The organism is Paraburkholderia phenazinium, assembly GCF_900142845.1.
GTDB lineage: Bacteria > Pseudomonadota > Gammaproteobacteria > Burkholderiales > Burkholderiaceae > Paraburkholderia > Paraburkholderia phenazinium_A.
On record NZ_FSRU01000002.1, the window covers coordinates 3,177,241 to 3,201,098 of the forward strand.

Consider the following 23,858-nt stretch of genomic DNA (forward strand, 5'->3'; position numbering starts at 1 on the left):
ACAAGACCGTCCCTCGCACTTCCCATGTTCGTGACACAGGACTCATTCATCCCGCCCACGCACTCCGTGCGTGACGGTTGGGTATAACCAATACCCCCCACCGGGCGTACAAGGTGTTGTGCCCGACGGCGGGGCGCGAAGCGCGACGCTGGAATGAATGACTGCTGTGTCAGTAGGGGATGATGGTGCGAGGGCACATCTCGTGTTGGGCCGTTCCCGGCTGCGGACCGGGATGGCTCACTACAAGCTAGCGGTTGCAGCCCGCTTTCTTTGCTTACTTTCTTTGCGGCGGCAAAGAAAGTAAGTGCTGCCCCGCACAGGGGCGAAGCTAATAGACCGATAAGAAAGCAAGGAAAGGCCAACACCATAAGAACAACAACAAACCAAGGCGCCGCAGGCAAAACCCCACCCCCCTGCGCAGCAAAAACTGCAGGCCCCTCAAAACCCGGCGGTAGCAAAAAACCCAAAACCACCAAATCACTCTCCGACGAGAAAAACCCGCGTAACAGGCCGCGCGAGCGAAGTAGCCCCAATCACAACCTCAAGCCCGGTGACAGACCGCGGCAGCGGAGCCCCGCCCAGCTGCGGCACTTTCAGGTTGTTATCAGCCTCGGTAATCGCCCCTTGCACATCCTTCATCTGCGTGGTCCACCCCACCTTCGGGACAAACAGCCGCGCATCGATCGACCCCACTCCACCCATCAAAGGCACCGCGCTCCACCCATCACCCTCGCCACCCCGCAACGCACCCTGCAACTCGCCCACATTACCCAGCGGCGGCGATGCATACCGAATCACGCGTCCATCGGACACCCGATACCTCACCACCTGCAACCGCGGCGCCGTATCCGGCAAATCCAGCTCGCGCACAATCTGCAACACACTCCCGCTCACCGACACCGCCGCCTGCCCCGACTCGTCATCCGTCGCCGCATGGCGCGCATCAATACGCATCTGGTCGAACAACTGCGCAAACACCCGCTCGTCTTCCATCGCGTTCGTAATCGTCTGCCGTCCGCGAATGATCTGGTCCAGTCCCCGCCACGACAACACCGCGATCACCGCCAGTATCGCGATCGCAACCATCAGCTCAATCAGCGTAAAACCACGCGTCGGCCCGCGGCCGCGGCGCTCAGAGCGAACGGTTCGTTTCATTCGCCACCACCGTCACCATCTGGGCAAGATTGCCGGCGCGGCCCGGTGTCGTCACCAACACTTCGACGCGACGGAACACCGGATTCGGCGTCGCCGTCACGCGCTCCGTACAAAGCATCTGCAAATTCCCCTGCGAACAGTCAAAACTGCTCGACCCCACCTCCGGCCAGCTATGCGCCAGCTTCAACTGCGCCAGCGTATTGTCGGCACTCCACCCCGCCAGCAAACGCTGATGCAGCTCCACCTCGCTACTCGCCAGATTGCCCACCGCACGCAGCGACGCCGCCAGCGCCACCGCGATAATCGCCAGCGCCACCAGCACTTCGATCATCGTGAAGCCGCCCTGCATGCGCCGCCGTGCCGGCGCGCCCACACCCTTCTTCCTCATCCGGCCGCCCATCTCAACGTACCTCATAGCGGCCATTGCCCATGCCGACGATCCGCGCCGAACCCCCGGCGGAATACAGTGTGACCTGCACCGGCGCATCGATGCTCTCCGTGCCGAACACCACCCGCGACGGATGCACGTCCGAACCCGGATAGTCGATCGTCACGCTCGTCACGCCACCCTCCCAGCGACGCGGCCCCAGCAGGTCGTCGCGCAGCGGACGCCAGCCGTCGTCGGTATGCATGTCGAAGCGAAAACCGCCGTCGAACGGCTGCCACGCGATAGGCCGTGCCCGCACCTGCGCTTCATCTCCCGCCGATTCGAACAGCAGCGCCAAACGTTGTGCCTCTTCGTTGAGGTCCGTGCGCGGATTGCGCGTCATCGCCACCGACGCCAGCGACACCAGCAGCCCGGCTATCACCAGCACCACCAGCATCTCCAGCAAGGTAAAGCCCATCTGCTTTCCCACACGCCGGCTGCCGTCGCGCGTGAGCGCGACCGCTTGCCGCCGCGCGCCGTTGCCCACGACGCATGGCATCGGCATCGGCACCGCATGAGCAACAGCGGCCACACGAGACTGGCTAGCGGACGACGACATAGTGCCGGCGTTAAGCGAGAGGGCGCGCAAAAAACTCAACCGGCTATTCCCACGAACCTATGTCGGCGTCGTTACCTTCGCCGCCCGGTTTGCCGTCGGCGCCGTAACTGAAGACGTCGATCTCACCGTGCACGCCCGGATTCAGATACTGGTACGCATTGCCCCACGGATCGTTCGGCAAACGCTCGAGATAACCGCCGTCCTTCCAGTTGTTCGGCACCGGATCCGTGGTCGGTTTTTCGACCAGCGCACGCAGCCCCTGGTCCTGGGTCGGATAGCGGCCGTTGTCGAGCCGGTACAGCTTCATGGCCTGCATGATCGTGCCGATGTCCTGCTTCGCGGCGACACGCCGTGCCTCATCCGGACGGCTCATGATCTTCGGGACGATCAACGCGGCCAGAATGCCGAGAATCGCGATCACCACCATGATTTCGATCAGCGTAAAGCCGCGTTGGCGACGGTTACCTGGACCCGCGATTGCTGCGCGGCGAGTGGTCCACATTTGCATAGCTTGCTACCTCATTTCAGGAAGATTGTCGTCTCTGGCGGGCGTCGCGCGGGCTCAAGCCAGTGCGCGATTTAACACGCCCGTTTTGTCATTTTAATGTCATGCACTTGAAGGGTTGTGAGAAAACGCCAGGCGGTCCCAAGTTCCTCGCCTCCCCTCGGGGAAACCCGGCGCGAGGCGCCGGATCAGGGGCACTTTCCCCCCACGCAAATTTCACAATACTCCGTACAATGATGCGCATGAACGCCATCCAAATCCGCCTTCTGTCGCTCGCGCTGTTCGCCGTGTTCTGCGCGACGCTTACCTACTGGCTCGTCACGCTCACCGCGCTGCGCGGCGAACCGTCGCCGGCTGCGGCCGTACGCGCGCCGGTCTCGGTCGAACAGGCCGCCACACTGTTCGGCGGCCAGCTCCAGCGCAGCGCCAACCAGGACGTGCGCCTGTTCGGCATCCTCTCGCTCCAGGAAGGCGGCGCCGCCATCATCAGCGCGGGCGGCGAACCGGCGCGGGCCGTGTCGCTCGGCAGCGCCATCATGCAAGGCGCCAAGCTCTACGAAGTGCGCCCCCGTTCAATCATCATCGACCGCAACGGCGTCCGTTCCGAAGTGTTCCTGCCCACTAACCCGGCCGGCCCCACCATCTACGTGCGCTGAGCAGAAGCGCCGCGACTGCTCGTGAGGCCGCGGCGTCGCCATCGCATCGTTGAAGCGCGCGCCCTTCGTGGCCGCGCGCTGTCTCGACACTCAAGCGCCTGTTCAAGCGCGCGTCATTGCACCAGGTTGTTCAACTCGATGATCGGCAGCATCACCGCCAGCACGATCACCAGCACCACACCGCCCATCGCCAGAATCAGCAACGGCTCCAGCAGGCTTGTCAGGAACATCGTGCGCCGTTCCAGTTCGTTGGCTTCGCCTTCGGCCGCGCGATCGAGCATCGTCGTCACGTCGCCGGTCGCTTCGCCCGAGCGGATCAAATGCACCAGCACCGGCGGAAACGTCTTCGTATTGCCCAACGCGCGCGATAACGACGTGCCTTCGCGCACCCGCACGATCGCATCGTCGATGTTGTCGCGCATCGCGCGGTTGCTCAGCGTTTCGCTCGCTGCCTGCAGCGCGCGCAGAATCGGCACGCCGGCCGCCGTCAGAATACCGAGCGTGCTGGCAAAACGCACCGTGTTATAACCGCGCACCAGCTTGCCGAGCAGCGGGGCGGTCAACAGCCAGCGGTCGAAGGCGAGACGCGGGCCGGGCTGCGCCAGAATCGACCTGACGATATACGCCAGCAGCGCGACCCCGATCAGCATCGCCCACCACCATTGCCTCACGAAGCCGGACAGCGCCATCATCATGATGGTGAGGAACGGCAGTTGCTGCTTGGTGCTCGCGAACACGTTGACGACCTGCGGCACCACATAGCTCAGCAGGAACGTGACGATGCCGAACGCGATGATCGTGACGATGGTCGGATACGTGAACGCCAGCACGATCTTCTGCTTGAGCGCGTTGCGCTGTTCGATGTAGTCGGCCAGACGCGAGAGCACGAGACCGAGCTTGCCGGTGTGTTCGCCCGCGGCAACCAGCGCGCGGTAGATCTCCGGAAAGTCTTTCGGATGCTGCTGCAGCGCATTGGCGAGCGAATGACCGCCCAGCACCTCGGCACGAATCGACGCCATCAGTTCGCGGATGTAGTCGCGCTCCGACTGTTCGGTCAGCACCGAGAGCGCTTCGTCGAGCGGCAGGCCGGCAATCAGCAGGCTCGCCAGTTGGCGCGTGAGAATAGCCTGCTCGCGTTGCGACAGACGCCGCCCGAGCGAGAGCCGCTGGTTGCGCTCGCCGCGCGTGCGGCTCGAGGCCGGTTCGACGACGAGCGGCGTCAGCCCCTGGCCACGCAGATGCGTGCGTGCACCGCGTGCACTGTCGGCGTCGAGCACGCCTTTTTGCGCCTTGCCGGTCGCGTCGATTGCTTCGAAACGAAATGCCGGCATGGACTTATGCTCCGCCCGTCACGCGGATCACTTCTTCGAGCGAAGTCAGCCCCGAGTCGAGCCAGCGGTCGGCGTCTTCGCGCAGCGTGCGCATGCCCTGGGCACGACCCGCGGTGAGGATCTCCGAATCCGCCGCATTGCGGTGAACCAGGGTGCGGATCTCATCGTCGATCAGCAGCAACTCGTACACGCCGCGTCGTCCTGCGTAGCCGGATTGGCCGCATTTGTCGCAACCGACCGGATGCCATTGCACGCGGCCGTCTGCGTCGGTCCGCTCTTCGCGGCACACCGGACACAATCTGCGGACCAGCCGCTGCGCCAGCACGCCCAGCAACGACGAAGCCAGCAGATAGGGTTCCACGCCCATATCCGTCAGACGCGTTACGGCCGATGCCGCATCGTTCGTGTGCAGCGTCGCCAGCACGAGGTGACCCGTGAGCGATGCCTGCACGGCGATCTGCGCCGTTTCGAGATCGCGGATTTCACCGATCATGATGATGTCCGGGTCCTGCCGCAGAATCGAGCGCAGCGCCCGTGCGAAGGTCATGCCGATGCGCTCGTTGACCTGCGTCTGGCCGATGCCCGACAGATCGTATTCGATCGGGTCTTCGACGGTCATGATGTTGCTCGTCGTGGTTTCGAGTCGCGACATCGACGCATACAGCGTGGTCGTTTTGCCCGAACCTGTCGGCCCGGTCACCAGCACGATGCCGTGCGGGCGCCCGATCAGCTTGTCGAATTTAACGAGCGTGTCCGCGCCCATGCCAAGCGCTTCGAGATTCAGCCGCGAGGCGTCCTTCTCGAGCAGACGCAGCACGGCGCGTTCGCCGTGGCCGGTCGGCAGGGTTGACACGCGTACGTCCACTGGCCGCCCGCCCACCCGCAGCGTGATCCGGCCATCCTGCGGCAAACGCTTTTCGGCGATGTCGAGCTGCGCCATGATCTTGATCCGCGAGATCAGTGCGCCGTGCAGCGCCTTCTTCGGCCGCACCACGTCGCGCAGCGTGCCGTCGACGCGAAATCGCACCACCGAGGCATTCTCGAACGGCTCGATGTGAATGTCCGACGCCTGTTCGCGCGCCGCCTGCGTGAGCAGCGCGTTGATCATGCGGATGATCGGCGCGTCGTCTTCCGATTCGAGCAGATCCTCGACCTCGGGAATCTCCTGCATCAGGCGCGAGAGATCGACTTCGCCTTCCACCTCACCGACCACCTGCGCCGCGCTGCCATCCTGGCGCGCATAGGCCTGGTTGATCGCCAGCGCGAGTTCGTCGGCCGGCAGACGCACCACGGAAAGCGCGCCAAAATTGCGTGCGACTTCGGCGAGCGCGGCATCGCTGGTGCGCTCGCTGATCCAGACTTCGAGGCCGTCGGCATGCTGGTGCGCCACCAGAATCTGGCCGGCGCGCGCAAAGCCGTAAGGCACGAGACGCGCCGCGACCGCCGATGGCGCAATGCGCTCCGCCGCAGCCGCGGACGGCGACGCCGTCGCACCGGTCCGGCTCGCTGCCGACGACGCAGAACCTGACGGCGGCGTGGACGGCGTAGACGGCGTGCTCACGGCTGCGCTCCAGACGTGCTGTTAGCCGGTGCGACAGTGACCGGGTTGGTCTGCACAGCCGCGCCGTTCGTTGCCGGTACCGGCGAAGCGGTAGAAGGCCCAACGGTGACCGGATTGGTCTGAACCGCGCCACCGTTGGTCACCGGTACGGGAGAACTGGGCTTCTGCGGCGGCGCAGCCTGCTGACGACGCATCTGATCCAGATTGAACAGGTTCATCGCGGGCGAACCGCCCTCGGCCGGGCCGAGCGGCATCGGCGGCACCACCGGATCGTCCTTGTCCTTGATCAGGTTGTTATCCGACTTGTATGCGCCCTGCACGCCCTGGATGTAGTCGTAACGGTTCGACGTCACGGCCTGCGCGGTATCGCGATCATTGATGATCACCGGGCGCAGGAACACCATCAGGTTGGTCTTGACACGGCTCTTCGATTCCGAGCGGAACAGCTGGCCGATCCACGGAATATCGCCGAGCAGCGGCACCTTGCTATTGCTGACCTGGTAGTTGTCCTGCATCAGGCCGCCCAGCACGATGATCTCGCCGTTATCGGCGAGCACGGTCGACTGGATCGAACGCTTGGTGAACTCCGGGCCGGCCGGGTTGGTCGTCGCGTTGGTCGTGCCGTTCACGATCGCCGAGTCTTCGGTGTAAAGCTGCAGCTTGAGAATGCCGCCGTCGGTAATCTGCGGCTTGACGTGCAGCGTCAGACCGACGTCGACGCGGTCGTAGGTATTGAACGCCGAGCTCGTGGTGCCGCTCGTGAGGTTCGAATACGAGCCCGTCTGGATCGGCACGTTGGTACCGACAACGATCTTGGCATCCTCGTTGTCGAGCGTGATGAGGTTAGGCGTCGACAGCACGTTCGCATCGGCAGTTTGCGAGAGCGCCTGCAGCAACGCGCCAAGGCCCTGCACGCCGAAAAGGTTGTGCACCCAGCCAATATTGAGACCCTGCTGGAGATTGCCGGCCGCGAGCGCGCCCGCGAGACCGCCGGTCGTCCCGGCCGTCAGGTTGATGATGCTGTTGCCGGTGCCGGTCGCCAGGTTGGTGCCGGCCAGCAGCGCACCGCTCGCAACCTGCCATTGAATGCCGAGATTGGCGTTGGTGTTCGAGTTCAGCTCGACGATCAGCGCCTCGATATACACCTGCGCACGGCGCGCATCGAGCTGGTCGATCACGGCTCGCAGATTGCGGTACACGGGCTCGGCCGCCGTGATGATCAGCGAGTTGGTCGCCGCGTCCGCCTGGATCATGCCGCCCGGCTGGTTGTCGTCGCTGCTCTTGTCCTTGTCGCTGCCGATCGTGTCGCCGGAAGCGCCGCTCGAGCCCGACGCGCCCCCGCCGCCCAACGGCGACGACGTCGAGCTGCTGCCGAGTCCACCCGAAGGCAAGGGCGGCGTGCCCGAGGTGCCGGTCGAACCACTGCCCGACGAGCCGTTCTGGTTGAACGAATTCGCGCTGTTCGAACCGCTCGACGAACCCGAGTCGCCGCCTTTGCCGAGCATCCCGCGCAGGGTCTTGGCGAGCGTCGTCGCATCCGCGTTGCGCAGCGGCACGACGTGCATGTTGCCGGGTATGGCGGTCGGCCCGTCGAGTTGCTTCGCCAGCTCCTTCGCCGCCGCGAGCCGCGCGCCGTTCGTCGCGCGAATCAGGAGCGAGTTGGTGCGCGGGTCCGCGGTGATCGACACCTTCAGCGTCGCATCGGTACTGCCGATCGCGCCGGGGTCGAGCATCTTGCTCAGTTGCGGAGCGATGTCGAGCGCATTCGCGTTCTTCAGCGGCACCACCACCACCGACTGACCCGCGGCCGTATCGACGCCCGCGATGATCTGCGCGATGCGCCGCACGTTGTCGGCGTAGTCGGTCACGACGATCGTATTGTTGGCGGGGTAGGCCGCCACTGTGTTGTTCGGCGAGATCAGCGGACGCAGCACCGGCAGCAGGTTATTCGCGGACTCGTTCCTGAGCTGGAACACCTGCGTGATGACCTGGTCGCCGCGCGCCACCGGCTCGTTGCCGACGTAGGTCGGCACGCCTTGCAGCTTCGCATCGGCCTCCGGCACCACCTTCAGCACGCCGTGATCCTGCACGAGTGCGAAGCCCTGCATCCGCAAGGCGGACTGCAAGGTCTTGAGCGCCTGGTCTTCGGGCACCGGGTTTTCGGAGACGAGATTCAGCTGACCCTTGACGCGCGGGTCCACGATGATGGTTTTGCCGGTTGCCGCGCCAATCGCCTTGGCCACCTGATCGATGTCGGCGTTGACGAAGTTGAGTGTCACCTGAGCGTGTGCGGTCTGCGCAGTGATCAGTCCAGCCACCAGCAGCGCCGTTGCGACGCGACGCAATGCCATACGATTTCTTCTCATGGATTTTGATGTCGATGCCGACCGCCGAAGCAATCGGCTGTCATGCGCAGCAAACATAGGTACGGTCCAGCGAACCCCTCGGTCCACACACACCCCCGCGGGCGCAGGCAACCCCGACAGCCTTCCGGCCTATGTCCGAAAAAAATGAACAGTAACAGTTTTTCATGTCGGATTTGTCACAAAAGAACGGCTCCGGTGCGATTACTCTAAATAGGCTCGCCGACTGTCAATATTTTGAAAGCTTAGGTAAGAACTCGAGAACCGGGGACCGGTTTGCGGCCTTCGCTTTTTGCGCGCTTATGTCGGGTAGCCAACTTGACGCTCATATGCCTGCCGGTATCATACGGGCCGATGACCCTGCCGGACGCAGGTCGCCGGCGCGGGTTTTCCCCGATGTCCGCCACGCGCTCGGTGTTGGCGGGTCTGGAGCGGTTCGCGGGCGCATCCTACCCCGAGCCCAGTGCCTTACCGAATCTTACTTTCGCCAATTACTTAGTCGTCTTGACCGATGAAACAGGCCCTTCTGACTGCCGTCGCGGTACTCGGAACGCTGCTCGCAGCGGGGCCGGCGCATGCCGACTGTTTCGACGAAGCGGCCCGCTATCAGAAGGTCAACCCGCTGATTCTGCGGGCCATTGCCTGGCAGGAATCGCACAACCGGCCCGACGCCCTGCATAAGAATGCGAACGGCTCGACCGACTACGGCTTGATGCAGATCAACTCGATCCATCTGCCCACGCTCGCTCAGTACGGCATCTCCAGCAACACCTTGATGGAGCCGTGCAAGAACGTCTATATCGCCGCCTGGCATCTGCGCCAGCAGATGAACAAGTATGGCAATACCTGGCAGGCGGTCGGCGCCTATCACTCGGAAACGCCGACTTTGCGCGACCAGTATGCGCAACAGATCGTCGCGATCCTGCAAAAGTGGAATCTGATCAAGACCGCTCGCTGAGGATTGGCCTCGCGGCCCCGGCGTCCGCCTGACGGGCGTTTGCGCGGGCGGCGCGGGTTTGATGCACAATGCGGCTTCGTGCTGCCGCGGTTTCAGCGTCTCGCTATGCGCCCGGTACGCCTCCTAATTCTCTCCGTTTCCGTACTGCGATGAACCAGCCGACTTTGCCCGTCACCGTGCTCTCCGGTTTTCTGGGCGCCGGCAAGACCACGCTCCTGAACCATATTCTGGCCAACCGCGCGGGCCTGCGCGTGGCCGTGATCGTCAACGATCTGGCCGCCGTCAACATCGATGCCACCCTCGTGCGCGATGCCGCGGCACTTTCCCATATGGAAGAGAAGCTGGTCGAGATGACCAACGGCTGCATCTGCTGCACGCTGCGCGACGACCTGTTGAGCGAGATTCGCCGCCTCGCGGCCGAACAGCGCTTCGATGCCATTCTGATCGAATCGACCGGCATCGCCGAGCCCATGCCGATCGCCGAAACCTTCACCTTCGTCGACGACGACGGCACCTCGCTCTCCGATGTGGCCCGCCTCGACACGATGGTGACGGTGGTCGATGCGTTCAACTTCCTGCGCGACTACGGTTCGGCCGACGCGCTCGCTGAACGCGGCATTGCCGCGAGCGAAGAGGACGACCGCACGCTGGTCGAACTGCTGATCGAACAGATTGAATTCTGCGACGTCCTCGTCGTGAACAAGGCGGATCTCGTCAGCGCGGACGATCTCACGCGTCTGCAACGCATCCTCGCACGCATCAATCCGCGTGCGGTGCAGGTCGTGAGCCGCTTCGGCGTCGTGCCGCTCGACGAGGTGCTCGACACCAACCGCTTCGATTTCGACGAAGCGTCGAGCGCGCCCGGCTGGCTCGCGTCGCTGCATCACGAGCACGATCACAGCGGTGAGGCGGACGAATTCGGCATCGGCAATTTCGTGTATCGCGCGCGCCGGCCGTTTCATCCGGAACGCCTGTGGACGCTGCTGCATCAAGAATGGCAGGGCGTGCTGCGCAGCAAGGGCTTCTTCTGGCTCGCGACGCGCAATGACATTGCCGGCTCGCTATCGCAAGCGGGCGGTGCTTGCCGGCATGGTCCGGCAGGGATGTGGTGGGCTGCCCAGGCGCGCAGCGAATGGCCCGATGGCGACGACGAGCTCGCCGCGGAAATCGCCGCCGACTGGTATGGCGACGCCAACGACTTCAGCATCGGCGACCGTCGTCAGGAACTGGTGATGATCGGCGTGGGCATCGAGCCTGCCGTGTGGCAAGCGAAGTTCGATGCCTGCCTGTTGAGCGACGCCGAATACGCCCTAGGACCGCAGGGCTGGCTGCAATTTAACGATCCGTTCCCGGCATGGGACTTCGAATCCGAAGACGATCATGATCACGACCACGATCATGGCAACGGCGAAATCATCCATCACCATCACTGATTGGCGCGGCATCCGTTGGGTTGATTGCTTATTGTGACGCCCGCTTGCCGCGCACCCAAAACGCGCATGCGCAGCAGCGCGCGGCAAAAAACGCGGGCGAAAAAAAACCCGCCTGAGGCGGGTGTCAACCACGCAGCACGAGGGTGCTTAGCGCTTGTTGACTGCGTCCTTGAACGCCTTGCCAGCCGTGAACTTGACGGTCTTGGCGGCCGGGATCTTGATGGTTTCGCCAGTCTTCGGGTTGCGGCCCGTACGTGCTGCGCGCTTGCCCGAGCCAAAGCTACCAAAACCGATCAACTGGACCGCATCACCCTTCGACACAGCCTTCTTGATCACTTCGAGCAACGTGTCCAGCGTTTCGCCGGTTTGAGCCTTGCTGGCGCCCGTCTGACCTGCGACGGCGTCGATCAGTTCCTGTTTGTTCATTAAGGTTCCTTTCTGGTTTAGGTTGACACGAACAGCGCGAACGCGCCGATTATACGTGCGCGCGCCGCGCCGTCGAGCAGCTACGGCTCCGGAGCACTCCGGACAAACACGTCGGGCAGGTTTCTGAACGACGGCCGTGCTGCCGCTTCCCTTCGCGGCGCTTGCTATGATAGCGCAGCGCAAACCCAATCTGGACAAGGGTTTCGAAGAAATACAAGGTTGTTTGCCTCGCCCAGTCAGGAAATTACCATTTTTGTTATTCCTGGAATCGAAACAGCCGCCCAACCAGGGCTTTACATGAGGCTGGCGTTGGTTTTTGCCAACGTTCCAGGCTGCGTTTAGCCCGTTGCGCGACGGCCGGCGCGCCCCGTCCGGCAACGGCTTGACCCGCTCGTCCATCGATTTTCTGCTCCGCATGACCGAACCGCTGATCCCCGCCATCCTGGCGTTTCGCGACAACGGCACGCCGTTCTCGCCGCGCCACGACGACATCTATCACAGCGCCGTGGGTGGTCTCGCCCAGGCGCAATACGTCTTCCTGCAAGGCAACGGCCTGCCCGGGCGCTGGCAGGGCAGGCGCGTTTTCACCGTGCTCGAGACCGGCTTCGGCATGGGCATCAACTTCCTGATGACGTGGGCCGCATGGCGCGCGGATCCCGCACGCTGCGAGCGGCTGCATTTCGTCTCGACAGAAAAACACCCGTTTACAAGGGACGATCTGCTGAGCGCGTATGCCGCGACGGTTGCGGACGCATCGATTGCCGGCCTCGGCCAGACACTCGCCGAGGCGTGGCCGATGCTTGTCCCCGGTTCGCACCGACTCGAATTCGAAGGCGGCCGTGTCACGCTGACACTCGTCTTCGGCGACGCCGCCGAGACGTTGCCGACACTCTGGCTGCGCGCCGACGCGTTCTATCTGGACGGTTTTGCACCGGCGAAAAATCCGGAACTGTGGACGCCGGCCATCTTCAAGACGCTCGCGCGCCTCGCGGGCGATGACGCCACGTTTTCGACCTACACCAGCGCCGGCGACGTCAAACGCGCCCTCACGCAAAGCGGCTTCGAATACCGCAAGGTGGAAGGCTTCGGCTGGAAACGCGCCATGCTGATGGGCCGCTTCGCACCGCGCTGGCGGGTGCGCCGGCACGAGCCGCCTGCGCCGCTCGAGGTGCAGGAGCGGCACGCTGTGGTGATCGGAACCGGGCTTGCCGGTTGCGCGGTGATCGAGCGGCTCGCGGCGCGCGGTTGGCGCGTGACATCGCTCGAACGGCATGCTGCGCTCGCGCGCGATGCGTCGGGGAATCCAGCGGGTGTGTTTCATCCGATGCTGTGGCGCGACGACGGTGTCGCTTCACGCATCACACGTGCTGGTTTTCTGTATGCATTGCGACGCTGGACAATGCTCGAGGAGGCTGGACATCGCCTCGTACGCGGTTCGGAAGGACTCCTACAACTTGCGTCAACCGAAGAGGAGTCCAACATGATGGCCGCTGCGTTGGCCAGCTTCGGCTATCCGTCTGAATACGTGACACTGCTTGAGCGTGCCGAAGCAGAGAGGATTGCGAAATTACCGCTCGCGCAGGGCGGCTGGCTGTTTCCGCACGGCGGCTGGATCGATCCGGCCACGCTCTGCGCGGCACAGTGCGCGACCGCCGGCGAACGGCTCGAACGGCGCTTCGGTGTCGAAGCGGCGCGCGTCGAACGTGTGGGCGACGAATGGAACGTATTCGACGCCGAAGGACACCTGCTTGCACGGGCGAGCGCGGTGATTTTTGCCAACGCGCATGAGGCCGCACGCGTCGCCGGCTTGCGCTACGCACCCACGCGCAGCGTACGCGGTCAGTTGACACTGCTGCCGGCCGGCAGCGCGCCGTCGCTTGCATCGCTCCCGTTGCCCGTGATCGGCGATGGTTACGCCGTGCCGCTTCCCGAAGGCGTCACGCTAACCGGCGCGACTTACGATATCGACGACCCGGAGCGCGCCGTGCAAACCGCTGGGCACGTCGAAAACCTGCAACGCCTCGCACAGATGCTGCCCACGCTAGCCGGCACCCTCGACGCGCAGGACGCCGCCTCGCTGCCGGGCCGCGTCGCGTTTCGCTGCGTGACGAGCGATCGTCTGCCGATGATCGGCGCACTCGCCGACGAAGCCGCCGCCATCCACGACAGCGAACGCTTGCGCGGCGCATGGCCGCTCGATCTGCCGCGCACAGACGGTCTGTATGGCGCCTTCGCATACGGCTCACGCGGTCTCGTGTGGGCGGCGTTGGGCGCGGAGTTGATCGCTTCGCAAATCGAAGGCGAACCGTGGCCTATCCAGCGCGACCTGGCCGAGGATCTCGACCCGGCCCGCTTTCTATTACGCGCATTACGCCAGGGCACGGCTCGCTGACCTTCGCGGCAGACTCGTCACACCCTCATATCCCCTCCTGCCAAACCAAAAGTTATCCACGGCATGCTGTGGATAACCTAGCTGATTGCGGGCGCAACTCATGTGGACCGGATGTGGACGTAAACGGGGTAACTTCGTCGCGCGTCAAAACCGCCAAAAGTTACCCACCAGTCCTGGCCGCAGCCGCACATTCTGTGCAGCCGGTTGTGCGTTCGGTAAGGCACTGATACCACTAGGTAAACCAGAGTTATCCACAGAAATGGGCGACACTTGTTAACTGCTACTACGTATACATACGAGTAAACCAATAAACAGAAAGACCGTCGCGCAACGACGCTGATCGACGCAGCAAACGTCCCATTCAAGAGACCTCCTTGACGCTCGGCAACAATAAAAAATCCCTGGCGATGGATTCGCCGCATGCCCATAGCGAATCCATCAACCGGTCGATTTTTCTTGTTCTTCGGCGAAACGGGCGCATTTTTACCGCTTCGCGTCCGCATTCGAGCGTTTCCGATCGACCCGGAAAACCTATGGCACAATCGCCGTTCTTTCCGCGTCATGCCTTTCGACAAACGGCAGACGCACTCATGGAACGGTGCCGGTCCATCAGACTCTGATTCAAGTCGACGGCGTTCTTTTCACCCGTGCCGGGACCCATCGCTGGGGCAGCCCGTGCTGCAGCAGCACACCCGGGTTCACTGCCTGCAGGTTGGCAGGTCCGGCGCGTTCAGATTTCACCCGATCGTTGACGATTCGCAACGCTGGTCGGCACAAAGCAAACGCAGCCATCAAGACATTGCGCGTTGACGGGCTTGCCGGTGTTTCCGCCGGTTCGTGTCGCTTGCCGTTGCTGATAGCAACTATGCATGGGACCGGAGTAAGCGCTAAAGCGCTAACTCTGGTCGACCGCAGATACTGCATGGGACCAGAGTAAGCGCTGAAGCGCTAACTCTGGTCGACAAAGGAGAACCTCCCACGATGAAGTCGGCGTTTTCATTCTTCCCTGGCTGGCCGCTTTCACCTGATGCCATTTTTTGGGCAGGGCTGGCGCTGCTCGCCGCCGGTCTGTGCGGCGAACTTTGCTATCGCGCCTGGCGGCTGCCACGTATTTCCGGTTATGCCGTGATCGGCCTGGTGGCCGGCGCGGCCGGTTTCGGCGTGATCGATTCGGTGTCGGCGAAAGCGGCGCGGCCGCTACTCGATGTCGCGCTCGGCCTGTTGCTGTTCGAACTCGGCAGCCGGCTCGACCTGCGCTGGATCCGGCGCAACCCCTGGTTGATCCTGTCGAGCATCGCCGAGTCGACGCTGACGTTCGTGCTCGTCTTGCCGGTGCTGTTGTTCCTGCATGTTCCGACTATCGTTGCCCTCGTACTCTCCGCCATCGCCATGGCCACCTCGCCCGCGATGGTGATCCAGTTGAAAACGGAATTGCGCGCGGAAGGCCAGGTCACGCAACGTCTGCTCACACTGACTGCGCTCAACAGCATGTACGCGGTGGTGGTCGAAAAACTCGTGTCGGGCTGGTTGCATCAGGAAGCCTACGGCAACGTGTTCGCCACCATCCTGCAGCCGCTTTATTTGCTGATCGGATCGCTGGTGCTCGCGTTCGCGCTCGCCCGCACCTGCATCTTTTTCTATCGCCGCATGAACATGCAGGACGAGCATTCGTTCGTCGCGCTCTTCGGCCTCGTGCTGCTGGCCATCGCGATTGCGCATCTGTTCAAGCTCTCGACGATTCTCAGCCTGCTCGCCGCCGGCATCATCGTGAAAAACATGGAAGCGCGGCCGCAATTGTGGCCGCAGCACTTCGGCACGGCCGGCTGGCTGCTCACTGTGATTCTGTTCGTGCTCACGCTGACTTCGTTCGAATGGAAGGACATCGGCATCGGCGGACTGGCTGCGCTGGGACTGATCGTTGCGCGGCTCGTCGGCAAACTCGTCGGTGTGCTGGCGTTTGCGAAACCGAGCGGATTGAACTGGAAGCAGGGGGTGGCGCTCGGCCTCTCGCTTTCGCCGATGTCGGCGCTCGCGTATCTGCTGGTCGACGATACCTACACGCTGTATCCGAATCTGGATCCGAGCCTGCGCGCGATCATGATGTGCTCGATCGTGGTCCTGCAGATTGTCGGACCCTGGCTGGTCTATCGTTCGCTCGCGTTGGCCGGCGAACGCCGCGAAGAATAGTTGCGGAGAACGGAAGAAAACGCGCTTTCGCGCCGCACATACTTTCGACATTGAAAACGGCGGGGCCGGCAGCGCCAGTCCCGCCGACTTGAATCAGGGGACGCCATGTCACTCGAACGCTTCGTCGATTCGCAACCGTTCACCTTCGGTATCGAACTCGAGATGCAGATCGTCAACACCCATGACTATGATCTGACCAAAGCCGCCTCCGATCTGCTGCGGCTCATCAAGGATGAAAAGATTCCCGGCAACATTACGCCGGAGATTACGGAAAGCATGATCGAACTGTCGACCGGCATCTGCACCTCGCACGAGCAGGCGCTGGCCGATCTGCGCACGATTCGCGACACGCTGGTGTCGGCGGCGGACCACCTGAACGTGGGCTTGTGCGGCGGCGGCACGCACGCCTTCCAGCAATGGAGCGACCGGCAGATTGTCGATACGCCGCGCTTTCAGTACCTCTCGGAGCTGTACGGCTACCTCGCCAAGCAGTTCACGGTGTTCGGCCAGCACGTGCATATCGGCTGTCCGGATTCGGACAGCGCGCTGTACCTGCTGCATTCCATGTCGCGTTTCATCCCGCACTTCATCGCGCTGTCGGCGTCGTCGCCGTTCGTGCAAGGGGTGGACACCGGCTTTCATTCGGCGCGTCTGAATTCGGTGTTCGCCTTCCCACTCTCCGGGCGCGCGCCGTTCATGCTGACCTGGGACAGCTTCGAGGAATACTTTTCGAAGATGGTTCACACGGGTGTCGTGAACAGCATGAAAGATTTCTACTGGGACATTCGTCCGAAGCCGGGCTTCGGGACCATCGAAGTGCGCGTGATGGATACGCCGCTGTCGGTCGACCGCGCGGCGGCGATTGCCTGCTACATCCAGACGCTGGCGCGTCATCTGTTGCTCGATAAACCGTTGACGCCGCGGGAAGACGACTACCTCGTCTACACCTTCAACCGTTTCGAAGCCTGCCGCTTCGGACTGGCCGGCACCTGTATCGATCCGCAGACGGGCGAGCGCAAGACGATTTCAGAAGACATCCTCGAAACGCTCGAACGCATCGCGCCGCATGCCGACGCATTGGGTTCGGGGAAGGCGCTGGCGGAAGTGGCGTCGATCGCACGTGGTCAGGTCAACGATGCAACCTGGCTGCGGACCGTTTTTGAACATGAAAAGTCGTTGCACGAAGCGGTGCGGCAGCAGTGTCTGCAGTGGCGTGCGTGACGACGGGGTAGACGTGAAGGTTTGGAAAGAAGGCCGGTGGATCCGGCTGGAACCCGCAGAAAACAGATTTTTGCGGGTTTTTTTTCGTGATCCTGATTCCAGCTCGGGCTTCCTTAGAGGTTTCCAAAGTTTACGTATACAAACGTAGTAGTAGTTAACAAGCATTGCATCAGCCTGTGGACAACTGAATAATTCCTTGCAAAGTCAAAGCGATGCGTCAATGATAACCATGCTGTTCGGGCGCGCGTCCCGGCCGGGAAGTACGGATAACTTCGGCGGCGGCGAAGGGCTCAAAAGGCTTGTCAAGAATCGATGCACAGCCAGTCCCGGGCGTTTTCCCGTGGTTATCCACAGGGTTCGGTGAATAAGTTAGCTGTACGATTCGCCGCTCTCGCATAGAATGTCGTTTTCGCAGCTTCGATCACGTTGCGCTGCTGGCCGGCTTGGTGGTCGGCAGGGGGTCGAAGATGGCAAAACAGTGTTGTAGTAGGGTGCGCCAGAAATGGCGTGCGTGGCGGTACATTTTCGAGATAGTAGATTCAGTCCGTCCGTGGTTCGGGCGAGGCTGCCCCCATACAGGCTGCCGGCGTGTTTGGCACCCGACGGCCAGCTAACAGCGACATGCTGTCAATAACCAACGAAAGATTATGAGCGAAGGCGTATACGGAGAGCAGGCAACCGGGCGAGTTACCCACAGCCTATTGCGACTGAGCACGGCCATGCGAAGCCAGGCATGGGAGTGGGCCGAAGGCGCGGGTTTGACGCCCACTCAAGGCGAGATCCTGGTGTTGCTGATGCAACGCAAGGGTCCGATGCGCCTGGGCGAAATCGCACGTGAGACGGCGTTGACCGCCGCGACCACGAGCGATGCGGTCAGCACCCTGGAAAGCAAGGGGCTGGTCGAAAAGCGCCGTGCCCTCGACGACGGCCGCGCCCTCGCGGTGCGTCTGACGGCGCGTGGCCGTACGGCAGCCAAGCGCGCGGCGCAATGGCCGGACTTCCTCTCCAAGGCGGTGGGTACGCTGCGCGAGGACGAACAGGCATTGTTCTACCGCACGCTGCTGAAGACGGTTCATCAGCTCGAAACGCAGGAAGACATTCCGCCGCACCGCATGTGTCTGACCTGCGTGCATTTCGAGCCGAGCAAGAATGCGAAGAAGACACCGCATCAATGCAAGCTGCTCCATCTGAAGATGTCGGACACGGACGTGCGTCTCGACTGCTCGGTGTACGAAGCTGCTGACGCTGCGACCCAGAAGAAGACCTGGAAGATCTACGCGCAGTAACGCGGGTCCGCCACACTGCGAAGCCGGTCATCGGCAGCCGCTCCATGCGGCCTGCCTGACCGGCGTTGCGTCGTATTGTTTTGTCCAACTGATGATGGGATCTGCGGATGATTCACGAAGTTCTGGCCATTCGCCATGTCCACTTCGAAGATCTGGGCAGTCTCGAGCTGGTGCTGGGCGAGCGTAGCCGGCCAGTACGCTACCTCGATGTCGGGTTAGGCCGCATCGAGGCGCCGGACCCTGTCGCGCCTTCGCTGATGGTGGTGCTGGGCGGGCCGATCAGTGCTGGCGACGACGTGCATTACCCGACGCTCGTACCGCTGTTGTCGATGCTCGAAAAGCGCATCGCAGCCGGTCTGCCTACGCTTGGCATCTGCCTTGGCGCGCAACTGATAGCGCGGGCGCTCGGCGCCCGGGTCTACCCGGCAGGCCGCACGGAACTCGGCTGGACCCCGCTCACGCTGACCGACGCCGGACGCGCGTCGCCGCTTCGTCATCTGGACGGGGCGCTTACCTCCATGCTGCATTGGCACGGCGACACCTTCGACTTGCCGGCCGGTGCGACTCATCTTGCTTCGACTCCCGCTTGCCGGAACCAGGCGTTCGCGTGGGGCCAGCACGTGCTGGGTTTGCAATGCCACCCGGAAATCCGCGCTGACCGCTTCGAGCCCTGGCTGATCGGTAACGCTGGAGAAATCGTGGCTGAAGGCATCGACGTGCGCCAACTGCGCGCCGAGACCGCCCGTTTCGGCCCCGGCCTCGAAGAAGCGGCGCGGCGGATGTTCGGCGAATGGCTCGACCAGGTCGAGCAGGGCACCGCGAAACCGTAAGCCATCAGCCGTTAGCCGTTAGCCATCATCCGAAAACGGCACGCGCTAACCGTACGCACTGCCAGGCGCAGTTGCGCCGGACTTCGTCACTTCACAGATGCGTGGCAGGCCAGGGCGCATCCTGGCCGACCGCGATGCGCCCCTGTCCAGCAGCGAATCACACGCGGTGCTATGCTCGTTCGCTCCTCCGCTTCCCTTGGGCGTAATCCATGAGCGCGCTTTTTTCTCCGCTCACGCTGCGTAGCGTGACGCTTGCCAATCGCATTGTCGTGTCGCCGATGTGTCAATATTCCGCCGAGCGCGGCGAAGCCACCGCATGGCACATGATCCACCTGGGTGGCCTGGCGTTATCGGGCGCGGGCCTGCTCTGCATCGAGGCGACCGCGGTCGAACCCGACGGCCGCATCACCCCCGGCGATCTGGGCCTGTGGGACGACGTCACCGAAGCCGCACTCGTGCCGGTGCTGGCCGCGATCCGCAAACATGCTTCGATTCCGGTGGCGATGCAGCTCTCGCATGCGGGCCGCAAGGCGTCGAGCCATACGCCATGGGATGGCGGTCAGCTGATTCCGGTCGCCGAGGGCGGCTGGTTGCCGCATGCGCCGTCCGCGCTGCCGCACAAGGCCGGCGAAGAGCCGCCGCTGGCACTCGATACCGCCGGCCTCAACCGGATTCGCGAGGCGTTCGCAGCGTCGGCGCGGCGTGCCGCGCGGCTCGGTATCGACGCGCTCGAAGTCCACGCGGCACACGGTTACCTGCTGCATCAGTTCCTCTCGCCGATTGCCAATCAGCGCACTGACGAATACGGCGGCTCGCGCGAAAACCGCATGCGCTTTCCGCTGGAGATCTTCGATATCGTGCGCGCCGCGTTTCCGGCCGACAAACCGGTGGGCGTGCGCGTGTCGGCGACCGACTGGGTCGAAGGCGGCTGGAGCCTGGACGATACGATTGCCTTCGCGCAGGAGTTGAAAAAGCGCGGCTGCGACTGGATCGATGTGTCGTCCGGCGGTGTTTCGCCGTTGCAAAAGATCCCGCTCGAGCCTGGCTACCAGGTGCCGTTCGCACGCGCGGTGAAGCAGGCGACGGGGCTCACGACAATTGCCGTGGGTCTCATCACCGATCCGCTGCACGCCGATCAACTGATCGAAGAGGGCGACGCCGACCTCATCGCGTTGGCTCGCGGACTGCTCTACAACCCACGCTGGCCGTGGCACGCCGCCGCGCAACTGGGCGCGACGGTGGAGGCGCCGCCGCAGTACTGGCGCTCGCAACCGCGCGATCAAAAGGCACTGTTCGGCGATATTTCGTTCGGACAGCGTTAGGTCTGCGACGCGCGGAACACGCTGATACCGGTTTGACGGTTGAAGGAAGCCATATCAAGCGTGTACGATGCCGGATGTGACGCACGTGCGTTGCAAGTCGACGCGGCGCCCGCAAGGCGCCGCGTTTGCTATTCGAGTCAGAAAATCCGGCCGCCAGCATGCAGCCGGTGCTGACGACAGTCCAGATGTTCATCCCCAGTTCTTCACAAGGATTCATTCAATGAGTTCACGCAGGATCGTCGTGCGCCGTTCGGGAGTGCATGGCAAAGGCGTGTTTGCCCTCGAACCGATTGCGGCCGGCGAGCGCCTGATCGAATACAAGGGCGAGCGGATCTCGTGGAAGGAAGCTTTGCGACGTCATCCACACAATCCGAAAGAACCGAATCACACGTTTTACTTCGCGCTGGATGACGGCGGGGTGATCGACGGCAAAGTGGACGGCAACAGCGCTCGCTGGATCAACCATTCGTGCGCGCCGAATTGCGAAGCGGAAGAGATCGACGGGCACGTTTACGTGCACGCGCTGCGCGATATCGCGGCTGACGAAGAACTGTTCTACGACTACGGCCTCGTGATCGACGCGCGCCAGACCAAGAAACTGCAGAAGGAATACGAGTGCCGGTGCGGCGCGCGCAAATGCCGCGGCACGATGCTGGCGCCGCCGGAAAAGGCAGGCAAGAAGGCCAGGAAGAAAAAGAAGTGAGGTGCGGGCTGCGTAAGCGCAGCCCCGCTTGGCTTTCGCCGGGCCGCCAGTCAGTGCGACAACGACTGACCAGATAGCGACTGCGGAATTACAGATCGATCGGCGCCTTGTGCGCCGATTTTTTTGGCAAGCGCCGGCCCTCGGGTTCGCGCGGCACATTGCTGGCCGTCAGCGGAATCCGCACGATAAAGCGTGCGCCGCCATCGGGCGCGTCTTCGTAATGCACGCTGCCGTGATGCAGCACCATGATGTCGTGAACGATCGCGAGGCCGAGGCCCGCGCCGCTGTCTACGCCGCTTTCGCTCTGGCCGTCGCCGCGGAAGAAGCGCTTGAACAGATCGGCCTGCTGGTTCACCGGCACACCTGGTCCGTTATCCTCAACGATGATCTCCGCCATCGCCACTTCGTCGATGCGGCTCTGCGAGACGGTAACCGTGATGCGTCCGCCGTCGAAACGCGAGGGTGGCACATACTTCAGCGCGTTGTCGAGCAGGTTGGCAATCACCTCGTGCAACAGCACCGGGTTGCCGCGCGCGGTGAGCGGACGATCGTTGGCCGGGTCGTCGAGGCGCTGGAAGCCCAGGTCCACGTGGACCGCAAGCGCCCGCGGCACCCATTCCGCGCCGGTTTCGAAGGCCAGCGCGGCCATGTCGACGTTGACGAAGCGTGCAGCCTGCTCGCCCGGCTCGGCGCGCGCGAGCGAGAGCAACTGGTTGGACAGGCGCACCGCGCGATCGGCGGCGGCGCGCAGTTCGCGCACGGCGGCGAGCGTATGTTGCGGGTCGCGGGCCACGGCGGCCTGTTCCGCGTGCAGCTTGACGGCGGTGAGCGGCGTGCGCAGTTGGTGCGCGGCGTCGGCGATAAACTTGCGCTGCGCGTCGAGCGCAGCTTTCAGACGATCGAGCAGAGCGTTCAGTGCGCCCGTCAGCGGACGGATTTCGACCGGCACGTAGGTCTCGTCGACTGGCTCCAGCGACGTGTGAGTCTGCCGGTTCAGCGAGTCGGCCAGATCGGTCAACGGATTGAGCTGCTGATTGACCACGCGCCAGACGATTACCCAGCCGGCAAGCAGCAACAGCAGCAGCGGCATCATGATCGCCACGAGGAACTCGGCGGCGATTTCAATGCGGTGCTCGACCGGCTGTCCCACCTCGACGACGATCGGATTGCCTTTGGGCTGGTCGACTCGCACTTGCGCGACGCGCATGGTGACGCCCGCGTGCTGCGTCTCGAACACGTAGGCGTAGTGCATGATGCGCACGTTCTTGCCCTGCAGCGGCAGCGACGGGTCGCCGGCGATTTCGGTTTCGCCGTCGCTGATCCGGTAGATGAGATGTTCGACCGGATCGGAGAACATGGCCTGGGCGAGCGGCCGCACGCTGCTCGACGCACTCGGGCCGGCAATCTGGATCTGCCGGGAAATGGCGGTGGCGAGGTCGGCCAGCGACCGGTCGACCACATGCTGCGTGTATTGCCACGCGAGCCAGTAGGCGATCAGGCCGCTCATCAACGCGAGCAGGGAAAGGGGGGCGGCCAGGCGGCGCAGCAGCGTGCGGCGCAGGCTATTCGCGGCCGGGTGGGGCATGGTCGAACGCGATCAAAGAGGCAAAGCGAGAGCGGCAATGGCGCCGCTAAAAGCCGCTGGATGACGGCACACGGCGCATCCATGCGATGAATGTGCGGTGCCGGCCCAGCGCCGTCAGGTCATCGGGCCGTCAGCGCGGCCCGAGCCTTCATGGCCATTATGCGGCCTGACGGATTTCCTGCAACAGGTAGCCGAAACCGCGCACCGTGACGATTTCGACGCGGCAGTTTTCGAGCTTTTTGCGTACGCGGTGCACGTAGACTTCGATCGCGGTGTCGCCGAGGTCGCCGCCGAAGTGCGTCAGGTGGTCCTGCAGTTGGGCCTTGCTGACCACGCGGCCGTGGCGCAGCAGCAGCATTTCGAGCACGGCGAATTCGCGCGGCGACAGTTCGAGCGGCTTGTCGTCATTGAAGATGCGGCGATCGACGCCCGACAGACGCACGCCGCCCAACGACACTTCCGGGCGCGGCATGTCGCCGTGCGGGCCGCTACGGCGCATCACGGCACGGATGCGCGCTTCGAGTTCAGCCGGTTCGAAGGGCTTCAGCATGTAGTCGTCGGCGCCGGAATTCAGGCCCTGGACGCGGTCGTTCAGTTCGTCGCGCGCGGTCAGCACGATCACAGGCGTGTGCCGGTTGCTCTGACGAAAGCGCGAGAGCAGCGTCATGCCGTCGATGCCGGGCAGACCCAGATCGAGGATCACGAGTTCGTGGCGGTTTTGCGTGAGGGCCTGTTCGGCGAAAATGCCGTCGTGGACCATGTCGACCGTGAAGCCGGCTTGTTCGAGACTGCTTTGGATGCCGCGTGCGATGGGGCGGTCATCTTCGATCAGAAGGAGTCGCATGGGTTTCGCTCAAGTACAATGGGTTTAGACGTTCGGGCTCGCGGTTCGCCGGGGCGCCTGCTGCACAGGATGCCGGGTGGCGTCGCCGTGGCTGCGCGACAGGGAGCAATCACG

General features: G+C 63.3%; 20 protein-coding genes. 10 read left to right on the forward strand and 10 right to left on the reverse strand.

Translation table 11 applies throughout. From position 1 onward, the window contains the following. Positions 1–477: 477 nt before the first annotated feature. The 4 genes from BUS12_RS31295 to gspG are packed head-to-tail and all read right to left on the reverse strand — an operon-like array spanning position 478 to position 2,649. Entirely contained in the window at positions 478–1,155 is a 678-nt protein-coding gene (locus BUS12_RS31295) for a PulJ/GspJ family protein (protein WP_074301199.1), read from the reverse strand. Next, on the reverse strand, positions 1,133–1,543 hold the full coding sequence (gene gspI, locus BUS12_RS31300) for a type II secretion system minor pseudopilin GspI (RefSeq protein ID WP_074301798.1): 411 nt from the start codon (positions 1,541–1,543) through the stop codon (positions 1,133–1,135). Before gspI ends, BUS12_RS31295 begins: the two co-directional genes overlap by 23 nt. 13 nt (positions 1,544–1,556) lie before the next feature. Continuing rightward, positions 1,557–2,141, reverse strand: a complete 585-nt coding sequence (locus tag BUS12_RS31305; protein ID WP_074301200.1) for a GspH/FimT family pseudopilin — start codon at positions 2,139–2,141, stop codon at positions 1,557–1,559. 43 nt (positions 2,142–2,184) lie between these two features. After that, positions 2,185–2,649 (reverse strand): type II secretion system major pseudopilin GspG, encoded by a 465-nt coding sequence (gspG, locus tag BUS12_RS31310; RefSeq protein ID WP_074301201.1) that lies wholly within the window; start codon positions 2,647–2,649, stop codon positions 2,185–2,187. 230 nt (positions 2,650–2,879) lie between these two features. Here gspG and BUS12_RS31315 point away from each other — a divergent pair, with 230 nt between their 5' ends. Then, positions 2,880–3,302, forward strand: a complete 423-nt coding sequence (locus tag BUS12_RS31315) for a type II secretion system protein N (RefSeq protein WP_253190237.1) — start codon at positions 2,880–2,882, stop codon at positions 3,300–3,302. A gap of 113 nt (positions 3,303–3,415) precedes the next feature. Here the strand turns inward: BUS12_RS31315 and gspF are convergent, their stop codons facing one another. The 3 genes from gspF to gspD are packed head-to-tail and all read right to left on the reverse strand — an operon-like array spanning position 3,416 to position 8,545. Next, complete coding sequence (gene gspF / locus BUS12_RS31320) at positions 3,416–4,633, reverse strand: type II secretion system inner membrane protein GspF (protein WP_074301202.1); 1,218 nt, start codon at positions 4,631–4,633, stop codon at positions 3,416–3,418. Between the two features lie 4 nt (positions 4,634–4,637). Beyond that, the gene (gene gspE, locus BUS12_RS31325; protein WP_074301203.1) at positions 4,638–6,194 is read right to left on the reverse strand and encodes a type II secretion system ATPase GspE; all 1,557 of its coding nucleotides are present in this window, start codon (positions 6,192–6,194) and stop codon (positions 4,638–4,640) included. Next, positions 6,191–8,545, reverse strand: a complete 2,355-nt coding sequence (gene gspD / locus BUS12_RS31330) for a type II secretion system secretin GspD (protein ID WP_074301204.1) — start codon at positions 8,543–8,545, stop codon at positions 6,191–6,193. Before gspD ends, gspE begins: the two co-directional genes overlap by 4 nt. 523 nt (positions 8,546–9,068) lie before the next feature. On the opposite strand from gspD, the gene BUS12_RS31335 reads away from it, so the two are divergent. Both BUS12_RS31335 and BUS12_RS31340 read left to right on the forward strand, forming a co-directional pair. Then, complete coding sequence (locus BUS12_RS31335; RefSeq protein ID WP_074301205.1) at positions 9,069–9,515, forward strand: lytic transglycosylase domain-containing protein; 447 nt, start codon at positions 9,069–9,071, stop codon at positions 9,513–9,515. Positions 9,516–9,664: 149 nt separating this feature from the next. Next, entirely contained in the window at positions 9,665–10,948 is a 1,284-nt protein-coding gene (locus tag BUS12_RS31340; protein ID WP_074301206.1) for a GTP-binding protein, read from the forward strand. 147 nt (positions 10,949–11,095) lie between these two features. Here BUS12_RS31340 and BUS12_RS31345 read toward each other — a convergent pair whose 3' ends face one another. Further along, on the reverse strand, positions 11,096–11,374 hold the full coding sequence (locus BUS12_RS31345; protein WP_074262967.1) for an HU family DNA-binding protein: 279 nt from the start codon (positions 11,372–11,374) through the stop codon (positions 11,096–11,098). A 415-nt stretch (positions 11,375–11,789) separates the two neighbouring features. Between BUS12_RS31345 and mnmC the strand changes: the two genes are divergently transcribed. The 7 genes from mnmC (at position 11,790) to BUS12_RS31380 (ending at position 21,315) form a co-directional block, all read left to right on the forward strand. Beyond that, positions 11,790–13,766 carry a bifunctional tRNA (5-methylaminomethyl-2-thiouridine)(34)-methyltransferase MnmC2/FAD-dependent 5-carboxymethylaminomethyl-2-thiouridine(34) oxidoreductase MnmC1 gene (gene mnmC, locus BUS12_RS31350; RefSeq protein ID WP_074301800.1) on the forward strand — a complete coding sequence of 659 codons (1,977 nt, stop codon included), beginning with the start codon at positions 11,790–11,792 and terminating at the stop codon, positions 13,764–13,766. A gap of 981 nt (positions 13,767–14,747) precedes the next feature. Continuing rightward, complete coding sequence (locus tag BUS12_RS31355; protein ID WP_074301207.1) at positions 14,748–15,953, forward strand: cation:proton antiporter; 1,206 nt, start codon at positions 14,748–14,750, stop codon at positions 15,951–15,953. 105 nt (positions 15,954–16,058) lie between these two features. Then, positions 16,059–17,174 (forward strand): YbdK family carboxylate-amine ligase, encoded by a 1,116-nt coding sequence (locus tag BUS12_RS31360; protein ID WP_074301208.1) that lies wholly within the window; start codon positions 16,059–16,061, stop codon positions 17,172–17,174. A 647-nt stretch (positions 17,175–17,821) separates the two neighbouring features. Then, positions 17,822–18,460, forward strand: a complete 639-nt coding sequence (locus tag BUS12_RS31365; protein WP_074301209.1) for a MarR family winged helix-turn-helix transcriptional regulator — start codon at positions 17,822–17,824, stop codon at positions 18,458–18,460. Positions 18,461–18,567: 107 nt separating this feature from the next. Then, the gene (locus tag BUS12_RS31370; protein WP_074301210.1) at positions 18,568–19,290 is read left to right on the forward strand and encodes a glutamine amidotransferase; all 723 of its coding nucleotides are present in this window, start codon (positions 18,568–18,570) and stop codon (positions 19,288–19,290) included. 209 nt (positions 19,291–19,499) lie between these two features. Further along, complete coding sequence (locus tag BUS12_RS31375) at positions 19,500–20,612, forward strand: NADH:flavin oxidoreductase/NADH oxidase (protein WP_074301211.1); 1,113 nt, start codon at positions 19,500–19,502, stop codon at positions 20,610–20,612. A gap of 220 nt (positions 20,613–20,832) precedes the next feature. Next, the gene (locus tag BUS12_RS31380) at positions 20,833–21,315 is read left to right on the forward strand and encodes an SET domain-containing protein (protein WP_074301212.1); all 483 of its coding nucleotides are present in this window, start codon (positions 20,833–20,835) and stop codon (positions 21,313–21,315) included. A gap of 88 nt (positions 21,316–21,403) precedes the next feature. Here BUS12_RS31380 and BUS12_RS31385 read toward each other — a convergent pair whose 3' ends face one another. Beyond that, positions 21,404–22,900 carry a sensor histidine kinase gene (locus tag BUS12_RS31385; RefSeq protein ID WP_074301213.1) on the reverse strand — a complete coding sequence of 499 codons (1,497 nt, stop codon included), beginning with the start codon at positions 22,898–22,900 and terminating at the stop codon, positions 21,404–21,406. 157 nt (positions 22,901–23,057) lie between these two features. Beyond that, positions 23,058–23,744: a response regulator transcription factor gene (locus tag BUS12_RS31390; RefSeq protein WP_074262960.1), complete on the reverse strand. Its 687-nt coding sequence runs from the start codon at positions 23,742–23,744 to the stop codon at positions 23,058–23,060. Between the last annotated feature and the right edge of the window lie 114 nt (positions 23,745–23,858).